The sequence below is a fragment of the Cellulomonas fimi genome, from assembly GCF_028583725.1.
GTDB classification, from domain to species: Bacteria; Actinomycetota; Actinomycetes; order Actinomycetales; family Cellulomonadaceae; genus Cellulomonas; species Cellulomonas fimi_B.
Map to the genome: position 1 here is coordinate 1,348,091 of NZ_CP110680.1, position 17,157 is coordinate 1,365,247.

General features: G+C 74.5%; 17 protein-coding genes and 1 riboswitch. Of the genes, 11 read left to right on the top strand and 6 right to left on the bottom strand.

The window, feature by feature from the left end; translation table 11 throughout:
• Positions 1 to 16: 16 nt before the first annotated feature.
• Together OOT42_RS06220 and OOT42_RS06225 are read right to left on the bottom strand one after the other, a co-directional pair.
• Positions 17 to 568, bottom strand: a complete 552-nt coding sequence (locus tag OOT42_RS06220; RefSeq protein ID WP_273654020.1) for a DUF6448 family protein — start codon at positions 566 to 568, stop codon at positions 17 to 19.
• A 64-nt stretch (positions 569 to 632) separates the two neighbouring features.
• Complete coding sequence (locus OOT42_RS06225; protein WP_273654021.1) at positions 633 to 1,331, bottom strand: Crp/Fnr family transcriptional regulator; 699 nt, start codon at positions 1,329 to 1,331, stop codon at positions 633 to 635.
• A gap of 260 nt (positions 1,332 to 1,591) precedes the next feature.
• Between OOT42_RS06225 and OOT42_RS06230 the strand changes: the two genes are divergently transcribed.
• The 3 genes from OOT42_RS06230 (at position 1,592) to OOT42_RS06240 (ending at position 5,884) form a co-directional block, all read left to right on the top strand.
• A complete protein-coding gene (locus OOT42_RS06230; protein WP_273654022.1) occupies positions 1,592 to 3,028 on the top strand; it encodes an endo-1,4-beta-xylanase in 1,437 nt (478 codons plus the stop codon).
• A 344-nt stretch (positions 3,029 to 3,372) separates the two neighbouring features.
• On the top strand, positions 3,373 to 4,527 hold the full coding sequence (locus tag OOT42_RS06235) for a TIGR04053 family radical SAM/SPASM domain-containing protein (RefSeq protein WP_337251890.1): 1,155 nt from the start codon (positions 3,373 to 3,375) through the stop codon (positions 4,525 to 4,527).
• 154 nt (positions 4,528 to 4,681) lie between these two features.
• The gene (locus OOT42_RS06240) at positions 4,682 to 5,884 is read left to right on the top strand and encodes a peptidoglycan-binding domain-containing protein (protein ID WP_273654023.1); all 1,203 of its coding nucleotides are present in this window, start codon (positions 4,682 to 4,684) and stop codon (positions 5,882 to 5,884) included.
• Between the two features lie 21 nt (positions 5,885 to 5,905).
• Here the strand turns inward: OOT42_RS06240 and OOT42_RS06245 are convergent, their stop codons facing one another.
• The gene (locus OOT42_RS06245; RefSeq protein ID WP_273654024.1) at positions 5,906 to 6,874 is read right to left on the bottom strand and encodes an NAD(P)-dependent alcohol dehydrogenase; all 969 of its coding nucleotides are present in this window, start codon (positions 6,872 to 6,874) and stop codon (positions 5,906 to 5,908) included.
• Positions 6,875 to 7,101: 227 nt separating this feature from the next.
• Between OOT42_RS06245 and OOT42_RS06250 the strand changes: the two genes are divergently transcribed.
• The 3 genes from OOT42_RS06250 to OOT42_RS06260 are packed head-to-tail and all read left to right on the top strand — an operon-like array spanning position 7,102 to position 10,364.
• On the top strand, positions 7,102 to 9,543 hold the full coding sequence (locus OOT42_RS06250; protein WP_273654025.1) for a molybdopterin oxidoreductase family protein: 2,442 nt from the start codon (positions 7,102 to 7,104) through the stop codon (positions 9,541 to 9,543).
• Positions 9,540 to 10,022 carry a hypothetical protein gene (locus OOT42_RS06255; protein ID WP_273654026.1) on the top strand — a complete coding sequence of 161 codons (483 nt, stop codon included), beginning with the start codon at positions 9,540 to 9,542 and terminating at the stop codon, positions 10,020 to 10,022. The genes OOT42_RS06250 and OOT42_RS06255 overlap by 4 nt, the downstream gene beginning before the upstream one ends.
• A 15-nt stretch (positions 10,023 to 10,037) precedes the next feature.
• Positions 10,038 to 10,364 (top strand): hypothetical protein, encoded by a 327-nt coding sequence (locus OOT42_RS06260; RefSeq protein ID WP_273654027.1) that lies wholly within the window; start codon positions 10,038 to 10,040, stop codon positions 10,362 to 10,364.
• Positions 10,365 to 10,386: 22 nt separating this feature from the next.
• On the opposite strand, the gene OOT42_RS06265 is transcribed toward OOT42_RS06260, so the two are convergent.
• The 3 genes from OOT42_RS06265 to OOT42_RS06275 all read right to left on the bottom strand — a co-directional run bounded on the left by OOT42_RS06265 (position 10,387) and on the right by OOT42_RS06275 (position 11,306).
• Positions 10,387 to 10,578: a CsbD family protein gene (locus OOT42_RS06265; protein WP_124341689.1), complete on the bottom strand. Its 192-nt coding sequence runs from the start codon at positions 10,576 to 10,578 to the stop codon at positions 10,387 to 10,389.
• Positions 10,579 to 10,617: 39 nt separating this feature from the next.
• Complete coding sequence (locus tag OOT42_RS06270; RefSeq protein ID WP_148090454.1) at positions 10,618 to 10,773, bottom strand: DUF4175 domain-containing protein; 156 nt, start codon at positions 10,771 to 10,773, stop codon at positions 10,618 to 10,620.
• A gap of 155 nt (positions 10,774 to 10,928) precedes the next feature.
• On the bottom strand, positions 10,929 to 11,306 hold the full coding sequence (locus tag OOT42_RS06275) for a nuclear transport factor 2 family protein (protein ID WP_273654028.1): 378 nt from the start codon (positions 11,304 to 11,306) through the stop codon (positions 10,929 to 10,931).
• Between the two features lie 133 nt (positions 11,307 to 11,439).
• A riboswitch (SAM riboswitch) is annotated at positions 11,440 to 11,553 on the top strand.
• Positions 11,554 to 11,816: 263 nt separating this feature from the next.
• On the opposite strand from OOT42_RS06275, the gene OOT42_RS06280 reads away from it, so the two are divergent.
• Genes OOT42_RS06280 through OOT42_RS06300 form a run of 5 tightly spaced genes read left to right on the top strand, consistent with a single transcriptional unit; the run spans position 11,817 to position 17,088 of the window.
• On the top strand, positions 11,817 to 12,968 hold the full coding sequence (locus OOT42_RS06280) for an LLM class flavin-dependent oxidoreductase (RefSeq protein WP_273654029.1): 1,152 nt from the start codon (positions 11,817 to 11,819) through the stop codon (positions 12,966 to 12,968).
• A 10-nt stretch (positions 12,969 to 12,978) separates the two neighbouring features.
• Complete coding sequence (locus OOT42_RS06285) at positions 12,979 to 14,367, top strand: NtaA/DmoA family FMN-dependent monooxygenase (protein ID WP_273654030.1); 1,389 nt, start codon at positions 12,979 to 12,981, stop codon at positions 14,365 to 14,367.
• An 11-nt stretch (positions 14,368 to 14,378) separates the two neighbouring features.
• Positions 14,379 to 15,257: a DUF1684 domain-containing protein gene (locus tag OOT42_RS06290; RefSeq protein WP_273654031.1), complete on the top strand. Its 879-nt coding sequence runs from the start codon at positions 14,379 to 14,381 to the stop codon at positions 15,255 to 15,257.
• Positions 15,254 to 16,285 carry an amino acid ABC transporter permease gene (locus tag OOT42_RS06295; RefSeq protein ID WP_273654032.1) on the top strand — a complete coding sequence of 344 codons (1,032 nt, stop codon included), beginning with the start codon at positions 15,254 to 15,256 and terminating at the stop codon, positions 16,283 to 16,285. The genes OOT42_RS06290 and OOT42_RS06295 overlap by 4 nt, the downstream gene beginning before the upstream one ends.
• A complete protein-coding gene (locus OOT42_RS06300; protein ID WP_273654033.1) occupies positions 16,282 to 17,088 on the top strand; it encodes an amino acid ABC transporter ATP-binding protein in 807 nt (268 codons plus the stop codon). The genes OOT42_RS06295 and OOT42_RS06300 overlap by 4 nt, the downstream gene beginning before the upstream one ends.
• The last annotated feature ends 69 nt before the right edge of the window (positions 17,089 to 17,157 follow it).

The window sequence follows — 17,157 nt, forward strand, 5'->3', positions numbered from 1 at the left end:
CGGGTGAGCCACCACATCAGTGCGGGTGGGCGTGCTGGTGGTCGTGGTCGTGACCCTCGGCGTACGTGACGAACGCGACGTACGCCTCCAGGTACTCCCGGGCCGCGGCCAGGTCGTCGACGTCGAAGCCCTGCAGGGCGACCGCCCGGTCGAACCTGCGCTCCAGCTCGTCCCACCGCTCGTCGTCCACCAGCCCGCGCAGCGGGTCGATGCGGCCCGAGGAGAGCGCCTCGTCGGCGGCGGCGACCCGCGGGGGCACGGGCGTCCCGGTCGGCTTGATGCCGGTGAAGGTGGCCCCCTCGCCGGCGCGGTGGACCCGGATCAGGACGTCGAGGAAGTCGCGGTCGGCCACGTCGCGGGTCTCCGGTGACAGGTCGTGGGTGGCGACGGCGCGCAGGAACGCCTCGCGCACCTCCCGCTCCTGGGACGGGTGGACCCACTTGAGCGCGATGTTGACGTTCCCGGTCTGCAGGGCCCGACGTCCGTCGGTGACAGCAGGGCCGTCCTCGGTGTCGCAGTGGGCAGCCGCGGGCCGGACGAGCAGGCGGAGCAGCTCGGCGATCTTCATGATTCCTCCTGGTGGTGATGCGTCGACGGTAGGAGGGGAGACCGTCGAGCCGCCTTGACCTGCGTCAAGCGCCTCGGGCGCGCAGCTCGAGGCCGACCGGATCCCGCACGTCGACGTCCGTGCCGCGCACGTGGATGAGACCGTCGTGCGCGAAGGCCTTCAGTCGCCGGCTGAGGGTCTCGGGCGACGTCCCGAGGAAGGTCGCGATGTCCTTCTTCGCCATCGGGAGGTGCGCTGTCGCGGTGCCGTCGCTGCCCCACGTGGTGGGGCAGTCCAAGAGGTAGGCCGCCACTCGCGCACTCACGTCGGAGAGCGTCCTGGCCGTGAGCATCCGCTCGGCGGAGTGCAGCCGGACCGCCAGCGACCGCAGCAGAGCGACCCCGACGCTCGGGAAGTCCCTGACGATCGTGTCCAGCGCGGCCGGCTCGAAGACGCACATCCGCACCGGTTCGAGGGTGACCACGTCGCTCCCGGGCCGCTCCCCGGCGAGCAGCCAGGACTCGCCGCCCACGTCGCCGGGGCCCAGGACCTGGAGGGTCGTGCTCCTCCCGTCGGCGCTCGTGCGGGAGAGCTTCACCATCCCCGAATGGACGACGAACAGCGGCGCTTGCCGCGCGCCCGCCCGGACGACGACCTCACCCGGCCCCACGGTGACCGGGCGGGCCAGGGTCGCCACGTCCGCCTGCTGCTCCCGCGTCAGCCCCGCGAAGAGCGGGACCAGCGACACGCAGGGCTCACCCGTCGACACCTGACCGCGCGCCATGATCCCCAGTATCAGCGCTCCGCCGCTGCGTGCTGCGACGAGCGGAGGGGCGCCGTCGCGGGACGTCGCCCCCTGACGTCGGCGCCCGGTCCGCCTGAAATGTTTAGACGATGGCTGGGGCGGCGTGCGCGCTGCAAGGTGAGCGACGACAACGACGACGCGGCACCAGCGGACGCCTCTTCATCGGTGAAGACGCCGAAGGGCGCCGCTCGTCGCCGGCCCCACCCGCCGTGCGCGGGTACCCACGAAAGAGGCGCCACATGAGAGGGAACCAGCGACGCGTGCGCACCGCGCTCGCCGCCGCGACACTGGCCGTCGCCACGACGCTCACCTGTCTGGCGGCCGTGCAGCCCGCCCAGGCGGCGGAGAGCACGCTCGCAGCAGCGGCCGGGCAGAGCGGGCGCTACTTCGGCACCGCCATCGCGGCGGGCCGGCTCGGTGACAGCACCTACCAGACGATCGCGAACCGTGAGTTCAACATGATCACGGCCGAGAACGAGATGAAGATGGACGCCACGGAGCCCAACCGTGGCCAGTTCAACTACTCGAGCGGCGACCGGATCCTCAACTGGGCGCGGCAGAACGGCAAGCAGGTCCGCGGGCACGCGCTGGCGTGGCACTCGCAGCAGCCCGGCTGGATGCAGAACATGTCCGGCACGGACCTGCGGAACGCGATGCTCAACCACGTGACCCAGGTGGCGTCGTACTACAAGGGCAAGATCTACGCCTGGGACGTGGTGAACGAGGCGTACGCCGACGGGTCGTCGGGTGCGCGCCGCGACTCGAACCTGCAGCGCACGGGCAACGACTGGATCGAGGCGGCGTTCCGTGCCGCCCGCGCCGCCGACCCGAACGCCAAGCTCTGCTACAACGACTACAACACCGACGACTGGTCGCACGCCAAGACGCAGGGCGTCTACACCATGGTCCGCGACTTCAAGTCGCGCGGCGTGCCGATCGACTGCGTCGGCTTCCAGTCGCACTTCAACGCCCAGAGCCCCGTGCCCTCGAACTACGAGACCACCCTGCGGAACTTCGCGGCGCTCGGTGTCGACGTGCAGATCACCGAGCTCGACATCGAGGGGTCCGGCTCCTCGCAGGCGCAGAACTACCAGCGCGTCGTGCAGGCCTGCCTGAACGTGTCGCGCTGCACCGGCATCACCGTGTGGGGTGTCCGCGACTCCGACTCGTGGCGGTCGTACGGCACGCCGCTGCTCTTCGACGGGTCGGGCAACAAGAAGGCGGCGTACACCTCGGTGCTCAACACGCTGAACAACGCGACCCCCAACCCCACGCCGACGACGCCGAACCCGACGCCGACGACGCCGAACCCGACGCCGACGACGCCGAACCCGACGCCCTCGACGCCGCAGCCGGGCGGGGCGTGCACGGTCAGCTACTCCGCACCGTCGCAGTGGCAGGTCGGGTTCACGGCGAACGTGCGCATCACCAACAACGGCGCGCCGGTGAACGGCTGGACGCTCACGTGGGCGTTCCCCGGCAACCAGACGATCACCCAGGCGTGGAGCACGACGGCCACGCAGGCCGGTGCCCAGGTGACCGCGCGGAACGTCGACTACAACCGCACGATCGCGACCGGCGGCACCGTGGAGTTCGGGTTCAACGGCGCGTACAGCGGCAGCAACCCGGCGCCGACGAGCTTCTCGCTCAACGGGACGCCGTGCACGACGCGCTGACGTCGGGTCGTCCGGTGGGCGACGGCGCGTAGCGCAGATCCCCTCGGGCGACGTACCGGGGGAGCGAGGTCGACGGCCCGGACCGCTGGTCCGGGCCGTCGCCGTGCGCGCGTCGTGGGTGCCGGGGACGGCGGCGGCGCCACCGGCACGCCCGGGCGACCGGGCGGGGACGGACGCCGCGACGGTGCGGCGGGTGGGACGAACGTCCTGAGGCGGCCGGTCACGGGTTCCTAGCCTGGCGCCTGCCGGCGCGGACCCGGCGCGACGTGGCAGCGGAGGGGACCCGGATGGTCGAGGCGGCGGGGGTCGACCGGCGCGGCACGAGGGTCGGCCGGGGGACGGCGGTGCGCACCCTGCGGCACGACACCGCGGAGCGGCCGTTCATCGTCATCTGGGAGGTCACCCGGGCGTGCGCGCTCGCGTGCCGCCACTGCCGCGCCGACGCGATCCCGCGACGCGACCCGCGCGAGCTCGACACCGCCGCGGGGCGACGGCTGCTCGACGACCTGGCGTCGTTCGGGTCGCCGCGACCGCTCGTCGTGCTCACCGGCGGGGACCCGTTCGAGCGACCCGACCTGGCGGAGCTCGTCGCGTACGGGACGTCGCTCGGGCTGCCCGTCTCGCTGTCGCCGTCGGTGACGCCGCGCCTCACGCGCGCGGTGCTGACCGAGCTGCGCGACGCGGGGGCGAAGGCGGTGTCGATCTCGCTGGACGGCGCCACGGCGGCGACGCACGACGCGTTCCGCGGGGTCCCGGGCGTCTTCGACGACACGCTGCGCGCCCTCGACGCGGTGCGCGACGTCGGGATGCGGCTCCAGGTCAACACGACCGTGACGGCGGGCAACGCGCGCGAGCTGCCCGCGGTGCTGCGCCGGGTGCTCGACGCGCGCGTGTCGCTGTGGAGCGTGTTCTTCCTCGTCCCGACCGGCCGTGGCCAGACGCTCGACGCCCTGCCGGCGCGCGACGAGGAGGACGTGCTGCACTGGCTGCACGAGGTCGCCGACCTGGTGCCGGTGAAGGCGACGGAGGCCGCGCACCACCGGCGGCTCGCCGTGCAGCGGGCGGGCGCCGACGACCTCGACGCCGCGTTCCCGCCCGGCCCGCTGCGTCTCGACCTGCGCCGGGCCACCGTCGCGGCGCTCGCGGGCGGCGACTTCCCGCGGCGGCCCCCGCGGCCGCCGATGGACGTCGGGTCCGGGCGCGGGTTCGCGTTCGTCGACCACGTCGGCGACGTCTACCCGAGCGGGTTCCTGCCGGTCGTGGCCGGGTCGGTGCGGTCGGCGTCGTTCGTCGACGTGTACCGCTCCTCGCCGGTGCTGACCGCGCTGCGCGACCCCGACGCGCTGGGCGGCCGGTGCGGGCGGTGCGAGTTCCGGAGGGTGTGCGGGGGCTCGCGTGCGCAGGCGTACGCGCGCACCGGCGACGTGCTGGCGGCGGACCCGAGCTGCGCGTGGGAGCCGCGCTCGCCGGGACACGCCACCGGCGTGGCGTCGGGGTAGGGCACGCCCCCGGACGCCCCGCAGGCGCACGGGACCACCCGTCACGGATGGCGTGCCGCGGAGCCCGCGCCCTCGACGATGGGTCGCGGAGCCGGGACGAGGCCCGCAGCACCGCGGTCGTCGGCACACCGGACGCTCGTCGGGGAGGGGCGCCGTGAGGACGTCGACGTGGGTGCGGGGCGGGACGGTCGCGCTGCTGGCGCTGCTCGTCGCGGGGTGCGCGCAGGACGGGGACGAACCGTCGGACCTGGACCGGGCGCGGGTGGACGTCACCGCGAGGGAGCAGGACCTGCGGGAAGCCGAGGAGACGGCGGCGGCGGCGTCCGCCGCGTTCTGCGCGAGCGCCACGGACTACATCCATGCCCTCGACCGGTACGGCGACCTGCTCGTCTCGACGGCCCCGACGGTCGGCGACGTGGTCACCGCGGGCGACGACCTGCGAGCGCCGCGGGCGCAGGTCGTGGACGACGCGCAGGAGGCGCAGGACGCGCACCAGGCCGTGACGGACGCCCGGAACGCCCTCTCCGAGGCGCAGGCGATCCTCGCCGACCTGGAGGTGTCGGAGGCGGCGTCGGGTGAGCCGGTCGAGCCCGCCGAGCGGACGACGGCCACGACGACGCCGCTCGCCCCCGCGGAGCTCGTCGAGCGGGTGCGGCAGGCCGACGCCGAGCTCACCGCCGTGACCGAGGGGATCAGCGACGACACCCCGCTCGCCCAGGCCTCGGAGCAGTTCGACGCCGCCGCGGTCGCGCTGGAGGCCGCGTGGTTGCGGCTGTTCGCGACGACGGGTTGCCTCGCGGACGAGCAGCAGCTCGCGGCGCACGAGGCGTTCGTCGCGTACACGACGGCGCTCCAGCAGTCGCTGGCGGACGCGGGCTACGACATCGGGACCGTCGACGGGATCTACGGTCCGCAGACGGTCGCCGCGGTCGAGGCGCTGCAGGCCGCGCACGGGCTGCCGGTCACCGGCACGGTCGACAAGGCGACCGACGCGGCCCTGCGCGCGGACCTCGAGGCGAAGGGGGGAGCGGCGGCGGCCGCTGCGGTCGCGTCCACGGCGGCCCTGCAGCAGACGCTGCACCTGTTCGGGTACTGGGACGGGCCGGTGGACGGCACCTGGACGGACGCGCTGACACAGGCGCTCGTCGCGCTGCAGACGGACCTCGGGGTGCCCCCGACGGGCGTGCTCGACGCGGCGACGATCGCGGCCGCGCAGGCGGCGGTCGCGGCGGCGCTCGCGGCGGACGTGCCCGCCGACGACGCGGCGGACGACGGCGCGCCCGGCGACGACCCGACGCAGGACGACCGGAGCGAGCACGAGGCGCCCGACGAGGAGGAGACCGACGCCTCGTCGTGAGCGCGGCGCCGGTGCGCTCCGTCAGGCGGGGTCGACCACCACGACGACCTTGCCGGCGGAGCGGCCCGAGCCGTGGTGCCGCAGCGCGTCGGCGGTCTGGTCGAGCGGGAACGTGCGGTCCACGACGGTCCGGACGGCGCCGGCGCGCAGCAGGTCGACGAGCGGGCCGACGTGCCGGACGCCCAGCGGGACGGCGAGCACGCGCAGGCGCTGCCGTCGCACGAGGCCGACGACCGGGCCCAGCAGCAGCACCTGGAGCACCGAGCGCACCGCGCCGCCCACGACGAGATAGGTGCCGCCGTGCGCCACGCCCCGGGCGACCGCACCGACCGACCGGTAGCAGGCCAGGTCGAGCACGAGGTCGTAGGGGCCGGTGCGGGTCCAGTCGTCGACGCGGTGGTCGAGCACGTGGGCGGCGCCGAGCGACCGGAGGTGCTCCGCCTTGTGCGCGGTGTCGACTGCGGTGACCTCGGCGCCCGCGAGGACGGCCAGCTGCACCGCGTACGTCCCGGCGCCGCCCCCGGCCCCGTTGACGAGGACGCGCTGGCCGGCGCGTGCTCGGCCGCGGTCGACGATGCCCCGCAGCGCGATCACGCCGGCCTGCGGTACGGCGGACGCCTCGACGAAGGACATCCCGTCGGGCAGCGGTGCGCACGACCGTGCGGGCGCGCACACGTACTCGGCGAAGCACCCGAGCCGGTCGAGGAGGTCGGCGTACACGTCGTCGCCGGGCGCGAACGTCGTCACGTCGGCACCCACGGCCACGACGGTCCCGGCGACGTCCGAGCCGAGCACGTGGCGCCGTGGCCGGCGCAGCCCGCCCAGCCGCGCGTACGCGGGACGGCCGGTCAGGCTCTCCCAGTCGGAGCCGTTGACGGACACCGCGCGGACGGCGATCAGCACCTCGTCGGGGCCGGGCTCCGGGCGCTCGACGTCGACGACGCGCAGCACGTCGGGCGAGCCGTACTCGGTGTACTCCACGGTCTTCATCAGGTCCTCCGGGACCGCGGGACGGGCGGGGGTGACACCGTACCGGGTGCGTCGACGCCGTCGGCCCCGCCCGACGCCCGGGGGCGGCGACCCGCGGGACGGTGAGGTGCGGCCGCGTCCGACCCGACCGGCAGCACCACGCGCTGCGCTGGCGACGGGCTCGCGGTCGGCGTTGACTGGGCGGCGGTCCGGCAGCGGGCCCGCCCGCCGTCTGGCGTGGAGGTGCGATGCACGTCGACCGGATCGCGGAGCCGTGGGGGACCAGGACCCCGTACGCACGCGGGACGCGGTGGCCGACGCGCGTCGACACGTTCCTGCAGCCGGGGACCACCGCCGAGGACGTCGACCGGTGGGTGCCGACCGCGTCGCTGCTGCACTCGAACGGCGACGCGATGGACGTCGCGGTCGCGGGCGGGCGGATCGTCGGGGTGCGCGGCCGGGCGCAGGACCGCGTCAACCGCGGGCGGCTCGGCCCCAAGGACCTGTTCGGCTGGCAGGCGAACGCGTCGCCGGACCGCCTGACCCGACCGCTGGTGCGGCGCGACGGGCGGCTGCAGGAGGCGTCGTGGGACGAGGCGATGGGCCTCGTCGTCGCGCGGGCGACGGCGCTGCTGGACGAGCAGGGCGCGTCGGCGATCGGGTTCTACACGTCGGGGCAGCTGTTTCTCGAGGAGTACTACACGCTCGCGCTGGTCGCGCACGCGGGGATCGGCACGAACCATGTCGACGGGAACACCCGGCTGTGCACCGCGACGGCGGCCGAGGCGCTCAAGGAGTCGTTCGGGGCCGACGGGCAGCCGGGGTCGTACGCCGACGTCGACCACGCGGACGTCGTCGCGCTGTTCGGGCACAACATGGCCGAGACGCAGCCCGTGCTGTGGATGCGGGTGCTCGACCGGCTCGCGGGCGACGACCCGCCGCGGCTGCTGTGCGTCGACCCGCGCCGGACGGCGGTCGCGCGCGCCGCGGCCGTGCACCTGGCACCGCGGCCCGGCACGAACGTCGCGCTCATGAACGGCCTGCTGCACGAGGTCGTGGCGCACGGCTGGGTCGACGAGGACTACGTCGCCGCGCACACCGTCGGGTACGACGACCTGGCCGCCACGGTCGCGGACCACCCGCCCGAGAAGGTCGCGCGCATCTGCGACGTCCCGGAGGACGACCTGCGGGCCGCCGCGGAGCTCGTCGGTACCGCCGACCGCCTGACGTCGACGGTCCTGCAGGGCTTCTACCAGTCGCACCAGGCGACCGCGGCGGCGGTGCAGGTCAACAACCTCCACCTGCTGCGCGGCATGCTCGGCGAGCCCGGGCGCGGGCTGCTCCAGATGAACGGGCAGCCGACCGCGGAGAACACGCGCGAGTGCGGCGCCGACGGCGACATGGCGGGGTTCCGCAACTGGTCGAACCCCGAGCACGTCGCTGACCTGGCCCGCGTGTGGAACGTCGACCAGGACGTCATCCCGCACTGGTCGCCGCCCACGCACGTCATGAAGATGCTGCGCTACCTCGAGGACGGCTCGATGCGCATGCTGTGGGTGCAGGCGACGAACCCGCTGGTGTCGCTGCCCGAGCTCGAGCGCGTGCGGTCGGTCCTCACGCAGGACCGGACCTTCCTCGTCGTGCAGGACGTGTTCCTGTCGGAGACCGCGCAGGTCGCGGACGTCGTGCTGCCCGCGGCGACGTGGGGCGAGAAGACGGGCACGTTCACGAACGTCGACCGGACCGTGCACCTCTCGGAGAAGGCGGTCGACCCGCCGGGGGAGGCGCGGCCCGACCTCGACATCTTCCTCGACTTCGCGCGGCGCATGGACCTGCGCGACAAGGACGGCGGCCCGCTGGTCCCGTGGTCGACGCCCGAGGAGGCGTTCGAGGCGTGGAAGGAGTGCTCGCGCGGGCGGCCGTGCGACTACTCCGCGCTGACGTACGCGCAGCTGCGCGGCGGGGGTGTGCAGTGGCCGGTCACCGAGGAGCACCCGCACGGCACCGAGCGGCTGTACGGCGACGGCCGCTTCCCGGCGGCGCCGGGCTACGCCGAGACGTACGGCCGCGACCTCGTGACGGGTGCGCCGTTCGAGGCCGACCAGTACAAGGCGCTCAACCCCGAGGGGCGGGCGCTGCTCCGGGCCGTGCCGTACGTGCCGCCGCACCACCTGCCGACGGAGGACCTGCCGCTGCAGCTCGTGACCGGCCGGACGATCTACCACTTCCACACCCGGACCAAGACGGGTCGCGTGCCGCAGCTGCGCGACGCCGCCCCCGACGTGTGGATCGAGCTCTCCGCCGCCGACGCGCAGCTGCGCGACATCGCCGAGGGCGACCGGGTGCGGGTCCGCACCGTGCGCGGGTCGGTCGAGGGAGCGGCGCGCGTGAGCGAGATCCGACGCGGCGTCGTGTTCGTGCCGTTCCACTACGGCTACTGGGACACCGAACCCGGCCACGAGCCCGGCGGTGCCGGTCGCGCGGCGAACGAGCTGACGCCGACCGAGTGGGACGCGGTCTCCAAGCAGCCGCTGTTCAAGACGGCCGTGTGCCAGGTCGAGCGCGTCGCCGACGGGGCGGGCACCTCTGCGCCCGCGCCGACGACGGGCGCGTCCGCGCCGGTGCGCGCTGGTGTGCGACCGACCGCCGGTGGCACGCGCGCCGAGGTGCACGAGGAGGTGGCGTCGTGAAGCTGGGGCTCGCGCTGCGTGAGGTGCACCGCTCCGAGACCGAGCTCGCCGAGGCGCTGCTGCACCTGTCGGAACGGCACGCGGTCGTGCACGACGTGCACCTCCTGGCCCGGGACCTCGCGGGGTGGTCGGCGGACCACGTGCGGCGGGTCGCCGCGGCTGCGGGGGACCACGGCGAGGAGCTCGACCCGGACCCGGTGCGCGACCCGGGCGTCGCGCGGCGCGTCCGCGAGCGGCTGTCCGAGGCGCTCGGCCGTGCTCGGGCTCCCGAGCTCGCGCTGCTGTCGGACCTGCGGACCGTGTACGTCCTCGCGCACGGGGTCGCGTCGGACTGGGAGCTCATCGGGCAGGCGGCGCAGGGCGTGCGTGCGCGCGACCTCGTCGACCTGTCGCAGCGGTGCCGCTCCGAGACGATCCGGCAGGCGCGCTGGGCGGACGCGATGCTCAAGGAGTCGGCGACGCAGATCCTCGTGTCCTGACGGCCCGGGCCGGTCGTGCCTGCGGTCGCGCTCGCGGTCCTCGTCGGCGTCCCGCAGGCGGTCGTGCTCGCGACGGCGCTGCGGCGGGCGGCGGTCGCGCCCGTCGTCGCGGTGGTGGGCGGCGTGGCGCTGACCGGCTGGGTCGTGGCGCAGCTGCCGCTCGTCGGCTGGACGTCGCCCGTGCAGTGGGCGTTCGCCGCCGTCGGCGTGATCGAGTGCGTCGCCGGGCTGCGGATGCGCGCGGCGCGGGCGGGGGCGCCCGGGGTGGCGGCGGGGAGGACCGGCGGAACCGTGGGGACGACGACGGGGACGGCCCGTGCGGACCGTCCCCGTCGGAGCTGACCGGCCGAGCCGGAGCAGCGGTCTACTTGAAGGCGTCCTTGACGTCGTCGACGGCGTCCTTCGCCTTGTCACCGGCCTGCTTGACGTTGGCGGACGCCTGGTCCGCCTGGCCCTCGGCCTCGAGGCGCTCGTTCCCGCTCGCGCGGCCGGCGCCCTCCTTGACCTTGCCCTTCGCCTCTTCGGCGGCGTGCTCGATCTTGTCGTCCAGACCCATGGGTCTCTCCTCTCGTGAGGGCGGTTCGTGCGCGGGGAGTCAGACGGCGCGACGGCCTCTGCCGACGAGCCAGCCGATGAGGCTGACGACGAGCAGGATGATGCCGATCCACAGCAGGACCTTCGCGGCCTCGACGGCGACGCCGAGGACGATCATCACCACGCCGGCGATGATGAGGATGAGCCACAGAGCCATCTGACTGCCTCTCTCGACCCGGTAGCCGGGGTTGGCCGCCGGACGTGCACGACCGCGTTTCTCCAGTCGCAACACCTTCATGGTCAGCCGACCAGGGCGACCCCGCACGTCGGGCGGTGTCCCTCGAACGTGCTAGGCGGGGGTGAGATGTCGGGTCAGGCGTGGTCGTCGACGGGGGGCTCGACGAGGTGGGTGCCGTGCCCCTCGACGACGAGACCGTCGGCGAACCGCAGCACCTCGTCGACGAGACCGCCCGTCTGGTTGCGGTAGCCGAGCACGAGCACGTCGACCCCGGCGTGCACGCGCTCGACGGAGAAGTGCAGGTCAGGGAGCCGGCGCAGCCCTTCGGTCCAGTACGCGCGCACGGCCTCCTTGCCGTGCAGGACGCCACCCGTCCCCGGGAGCAGGCGGGCGGCCAGGGGCGACGTGAACAGCACGTCGTCGGCGAAGTGCGCCAGGACGGCGTCGACGTCGTGCGCGTTCCAGGCGGCCACCCAGGCGGCGGCGAAGGCGTGCGGGTCGGGGACGGCCATGCGGGCGAGTGTGGCACCGCGCGGTGCGCATCGTGGACATCGATGTCCAGCATGCGAGAAGTCCGACCGGCAATACTTGACCGTAGGAGTCGGGATTTCTACTGTGCTCGTCACCGGGGTCGTCCGACCTCGGGGTCATGAGCTCCAGCACCAAGCCCCGGCTCGCTGGACGGCAACCCTCCCGCGCGGCGGGGTGCCCCGGGTGACGACCAGGCCGTGCGCGCACCGCGCACGGCAACGGCGCGGACGCAGGCCACGGCCTGCCGTGAGGAGAGAGCGATGAGCGGGCGAGCACCCGGACGCGCAGCCGTCCTGACGTGTCGCTGTCGCCCCGTGCGCTCCTGTCGCACGCGCTGACCCTCCCGCCGCACCGCCGGTCGGAGCCCGTCGCGCCCCGACCCCGCCGCCCGCCGACGCGGGCTCCCTCGTCCCACCCCACCGCCACGTCCCGGCACGGACGCGCCCTCGGCGCGCCCGCGACCGGCGTGCACCCCAGAGACGGACCGCACCATGACCGTGACCCCCAGCACCCACCTCGGCCTCGACCTCTCCGACGCCGGCGCCCACCCCGAGGCCTGGCGCGCCACCGGCTCCGAGCCGCACCGCCTGTTCGACCCCGAGCGGCTCGGCACGCTCGTCGCGACCGCGCAGCGCGCGACGCTCGACTACGTCCTGTTCGACGACGCGTTCGCGCTGCACACCAGCCGCAACACGACGCTGCGTGGCCGCCTCGACGCCGCGCTCGTCTCCGCCCGGCTCGCGCCGCGGAGCGCCGGGATCGGGCTCGTCGCGACCGTCGACACGACCCACACCGAGCCGTTCCACGTCGCCAAGGCCATCCAGACCATCGACCACGTGAGCCGCGGGCGTGCCGCGTGGCAGGTCGGCTGGTCGACGACCGACGAGGTCGCCGGCGCGTTCGGCCGCAAGCCCGCGCAGGACGAGGCCGACGCGGTCGCGGAGGCCGACGAGGCCGTCGACGTCGTGCGCAAGCTCTGGGACAGCTGGGAGGACGACGCCGAGATCCGCGACGTCCCGACCGGCCGGTTCGTCGACCGCGAGAAGATCCACCGCATCGACCACGACGGCGTGCGGTTCGCCGTCCGCGGCTCGTCGATCACGCCGCGCTCGCCGCAGGGCCAGCCACCCGTCGTCGTGCGCGTCGGGTCGCCGTCGTCGCTCGCGCTCGCCGCGCACCGCGCCGACGTCGTGCGCATCCGGCCGCTGGACCGCGGGGACGCCGCGCTCCAGCGCGCCGAGGTGTGGGCCGCCGCGGCCGCGGTCGGGCGCGACCCCGACGACCTGCGGGTGGTCGCCGACCTCTTCGTGGTGCTCGGCGGGACCGAGCACGCCGCGCGCGAGCGGCTCGCGCTGCTCGACGCGCTCGCCGCGCCCGGCCGCCGGACGCACGAGGGTGCCGCGCACGTCGGGACGGCGGCCGACCTCGCGGCCACGATCGAGGACTGGACGACGACCGGCGCGGTCGACGGGTTCACGCTGCGCCCCGCCGCGCTGCACACCGACGTCGACGGGATCGCCGACGAGGTCGTCCCGCTGCTGCGCGACGCGGGTGTGTTCCGCGACGCCTACCCCGGCACGACGTTCCGGGACACGCTCGGCCTGGCGCGCCCCGTCAGCCGCTACGCGACCGCGATCGCCTGAGCCGCCGACCATGACGAACCGCCCCCGCAAGCAGATCCACCTCGGCGCGCACTTCCCGGGTGTCAACAGCACCACGGTGTGGACCGAGCCCGACTCCGGCAGCCAGATCGACTTCGCGTCGTTCGAGCACCTCGCCCGCAAGGCCGAGGACGCCCGTCTCGACTTCTTCTTCCTCGCCGAGGGCCTGCGCCTGCGCGAGCACAAGGGGGAGATCTTCGACCTCGACGTCGTCGGGCGCCCCGACACGCTGCCGGTGCTCGCCGCGCTGGCCGCGGTCACCGACCGGCTCGGGCTGGTCGGCACGATCAACACGACGTTCAACGAGCCGTGGGAGATCGCGCGGCAGTTCGCGACGCTCGACGTGCTGTCGGGCGGCCGTGCCGCGTGGAACCTCGTGACGTCGTCGGACGCGTTCACCGGCGCGAACTTCCGCCGCGGCGGGTTCCTCCCGTACGCCGAGCGGTACGAGCGGGCCGCCGAGCTCGTCGCGGTCGCCCGCGCGCTGTGGGACTCGTGGGACGACGACGCCGTGCTCGGCGACCGGGCGGCCGGGGCGTTCCTGCGCGAGGGAGCCGTGCGCGAGGTCGAGCACGTCGGCACGCACTTCCAGGTGCGCGGCACGTTCCCGACGCCGCGCGGGCCGCAGGGGCACCCGGTCCTGTTCCAGGCGGGCGACTCGGCCGACGGGCGCGACTTCGCGGCGGCCACCGCCGACGTCGTGTTCTCGATGCACTCGACGTTCGAGGACGGCCAGGCGTTCTACCGCGACGTCAAGGGCCGGCTGGCCGCGCTCGGTCGCACCGAGGAGTCGCTCAAGATCCTGCCCGCGACGACCGTCGTCCTCGGCGACACGCTCGCGGACGCGCAGGAGCGGGCCCGCGTCATCCGGCGCCAGCAGGTCTCCGGACCGGGTGCGATCGCGTTCCTCGAGCAGGTGTGGGGTGTCGACCTCACGTCCTACGACCCCGAGGGTCCGCTGCCGGACGTCGAGCCCGACGTCGACAACGCCGACATCACGCGCGGCCGGGTCCGGCACGTCAAGGACCCGCGTCCCGTCGTCGCGCAGTGGCGTGCCCGGGCCGAGGCCGAGGGGCTGTCGATCCGGGACCTCGTCATCGCCGTCACCTCGCGCGGCGGCTTCGTCGGGACGCCCACGCAGGTCGCCGACGACATCGACCGGGCCGTCCAGGAGGACGCGAGCGACGGCTTCATCCTCGTCCCGCACCTGACGCCGCACGGCCTCGACGACGTGCTCGACCGCGTCGTCCCGCTGCTGCAGGAGCGCGGCTCGTTCCGCACCGAGTACAGCGGCCCGACGCTGCGCGACCACCTCGGACTCGACCGGCCCGTCGCCGGCCGCACCCGCACCGCCCGCCTCGACCAGCAGCCCGTCGGCTGAAGGAGCCCGCCATGACCGACACCGCGATCCGCCCGGCCGCCGCCGGGGCGGACACCGACACCGCTGCGCGCGAGGCGTGGGCCGCCTGGCACGCCGAGCGGGAGCGCGCGCTGACCGCGCCGCACGGCTGGCTCACGCCCGTCGCGCTGCTCTGGCTGCGCGCGCAGCGCCGCACCCTGCCCGGCGTGCCCGGGCTGTGGTGGGCCGACGACCGCGGCGCGCACGTCCTCGCGGTCGACGACGACGGTCTCGTCGACGCGGCCGACACGACCGCGACGCTGCGCGGCGAACGCTCCTGGGAGGTCGTCGAGGACGGCTCGACGGTCGTCGCGCGCTTCCTTCCCCCCGGCCGCGACCCGCTCGCCGCGCCCGACGACGTCGAGGTCGTGGTCGAGCTGGTCCGGCGGACCGGGCGCTACGCGCTGCGGCTGCGCGACCCGCAGGCGGCGACGCGGGCCCGGTTCACGGGCGTCCCGACGTATCCCTACGACGAGTCCTGGGTGCGCGACGCGCCCGTGCGCTGGTACGACGCGCCGCAGCGGGTCGTCGTCGGCGCCGCGCAGCCCGGGCTCGTGCACGACGCGACGCTCGTCGGCGAGGTCGACGTGGCGCGCGGCGGCGTGACCCGGACGCTGCGGCTCGTGGGTACGCCCGGCAAGGACGGCGTCGCGCTGATCTTCTCGGACGAGGCCGACGACGTCGCGGCCTGGCGCGTGCTGCACACCGCCCGCCCGGCACACGGGTCCCCGACGATCCGCCTCGACCTCAACCGCACGCTCAACCTGCCGTACGCGTTCACGGACTTCGGCACGTGCCCCTCGCCCGTGCTGGGCAACCACCTGCCGTTCGCGGTCGAGGCGGGGGAGCGGGCACCGAGGAGGGCGTCGTGAGCACCCTCGACCTGCGTCACGACGACGTGCAGCGACGCGTCGCGGACGTCGTCCCCGTCCCCGTCGCCGTGCCCGACGGTGCGCGCGTGCCCGCCGGGACGAGCGCGCGTGACGAGCTCGAACGCCTGCGCGTCCGGCCCGCTCGGCACCCCGGCCGGTGGGTCGCGACGGCCGCCGTCGCCGTCCTGCTCGCCATGGTCGTCAGCTCGCTGCTGTCGAACGACAAGTGGGCCTGGGACGTCGTCGGGCAGTACCTCACCTGGCCGTCCGTGCTCGAAGGGCTGTGGGGGACGGTCCGGCTGACCGCCGTCGCGGCCGTCGTCGGGTTCGGCCTCGGGACCGTGCTCGCACTCATGCGGCTGTCGCGCTCGCCGCTGCTGCAGTCCGTGGCCTGGGCCTACGTGTGGGTGTTCCGGTCCGTGCCGCTGATCCTGCAGCTGCTGCTCTGGTACAACCTCGCGTACCTCTACCCGACGCTGTCGCTCGGCCTCCCGTTCGGGCCCTCGTTCACCGAGTTCGGCACGCTCGACGTCGTCGACAAGTTCGGCGCCGCGATCCTCGGCCTCGGACTGTCGCAGGCCGCGTACTCCTCGGAGATCGTGCGCGCCGGCATCCTCGGCGTCGACCAGGGTCAGCACGAGGCCGCGGCCGCGCTCGGCATCCCGCGCGCCCGGCAGCAGTGGCGGATCGTCCTGCCCCAGGCCATGCGCACGATCGTGCCGACGTCGGTCAACGAGATCATCGGACTGGTCAAGGGCACGTCCGTCGTCTACGTCCTCGCGTACGGCGAGCTGTTCTACACGGTCGGCGTCATCTACGGGCGCAACCTCCAGGTCGTCCCGCTGCTGCTCGTCGCGGGCATCTGGTACCTCGTCCTCACGACGGCCCTCACGATCGCCCAGTTCTACCTGGAGCGGTACTACGCCCGGGGGGCGCTGCGGACCCTGCCGCCCACACCCCTGCAGAAGGCGCGGCGTGCCGTGCGGACGTCATGGACCCGGATCGCCACCCGGGGAGGTGCGGCATGACCGCCACGACCGTGACCGCACGGACCGGCACGACGCAGCCGACCGGTGGGCTGCTCGAGGTGCACGGCGTGCACAAGTCCTACGGAACGCTCGAGGTGCTCCAGGGCGTCGACCTCGTGGTCCGGCCCGGCGAGGTGACCGTCGTCATCGGCCCGTCGGGCTCCGGGAAGTCGACGCTGCTGCGGGTGATCAACCACCTGGAGAAGGTGGACCGCGGGTTCGTCGCGCTCGACGGCGACCTCATCGGGTACGCCCGCCGTGGTGACTCGCTGCGCGAGCTCAAGGAGAAGGACATCCTGCGGCAGCGCACCCAGATCGGGTTCGTCTTCCAGTCCTTCAACCTGTTCCCGCACCTCACGGCGCTCGAGAATGTCACCGAGGCGCCGATCTCCGCCCAGGGCCGGCCGCGCGCCGAGGTCGAGGCGGAGGCGCTCGCCCTGCTGGAGCGCGTCGGCCTCGCCGACAAGGCCCACGCCCGCCCGCGCCAGCTCTCCGGAGGCCAGCAGCAGCGGGTCGCGATCGCGCGCGCCCTCGCGACCCGGCCCAAGGTGCTGCTGTTCGACGAGCCGACCTCCGCGCTCGACCCCGAGCTCGTCGGTGAGGTCCTCGACGTCATCCAGGACCTCGCGCACGGCGGCACGACCATCGTGCTCGTCACGCACGAGATCGCGTTCGCCCGGCAGATCGCGGACACCGTCGTCTTCATGGACGGCGGCCGGATCGTCGAGCAGGGCCCGCCCGCCCAGGTGCTCGACCACCCCGCCCACGCCCGGACCCGGGCGTTCCTCGACAAGGTCCTGTGACCCCGTCGACCCCCGCACCACCCCGCACGACCCGACCCCACCGTCCCCGCCCCGAGGGACCACACGAGA

Bases quoted from the DNA above. Each gene is read 5' to 3' on its own strand.
- OOT42_RS06285 (WP_273654030.1), top strand. From the start codon at position 12,979: ATGACGAACCGCCCCCGCAAGCAGATCCACCTCGGCGCGCACTTCCCG.
- OOT42_RS06250 (WP_273654025.1), top strand. From the start codon at position 7,102: ATGCACGTCGACCGGATCGCGGAGCCGTGGGGGACCAGGACCCCGTAC.
- OOT42_RS06300 (WP_273654033.1), top strand. From the start codon at position 16,282: ATGACCGCCACGACCGTGACCGCACGGACCGGCACGACGCAGCCGACC.
- OOT42_RS06275 (WP_273654028.1), bottom strand. From the start codon at position 11,306: ATGGCCGTCCCCGACCCGCACGCCTTCGCCGCCGCCTGGGTGGCCGCC.
- OOT42_RS06220 (WP_273654020.1), bottom strand. From the start codon at position 568: ATGAAGATCGCCGAGCTGCTCCGCCTGCTCGTCCGGCCCGCGGCTGCC.
- OOT42_RS06280 (WP_273654029.1), top strand. From the start codon at position 11,817: ATGACCGTGACCCCCAGCACCCACCTCGGCCTCGACCTCTCCGACGCC.
- OOT42_RS06230 (WP_273654022.1), top strand. From the start codon at position 1,592: ATGAGAGGGAACCAGCGACGCGTGCGCACCGCGCTCGCCGCCGCGACA.
- OOT42_RS06265 (WP_124341689.1), bottom strand. From the start codon at position 10,578: ATGGGTCTGGACGACAAGATCGAGCACGCCGCCGAAGAGGCGAAGGGC.
- OOT42_RS06245 (WP_273654024.1), bottom strand. From the start codon at position 6,874: ATGAAGACCGTGGAGTACACCGAGTACGGCTCGCCCGACGTGCTGCGC.
- OOT42_RS06290 (WP_273654031.1), top strand. From the start codon at position 14,379: ATGACCGACACCGCGATCCGCCCGGCCGCCGCCGGGGCGGACACCGAC.
- OOT42_RS06225 (WP_273654021.1), bottom strand. From the start codon at position 1,331: ATGGCGCGCGGTCAGGTGTCGACGGGTGAGCCCTGCGTGTCGCTGGTC.
- OOT42_RS06270 (WP_148090454.1), bottom strand. From the start codon at position 10,773: ATGGCTCTGTGGCTCATCCTCATCATCGCCGGCGTGGTGATGATCGTC.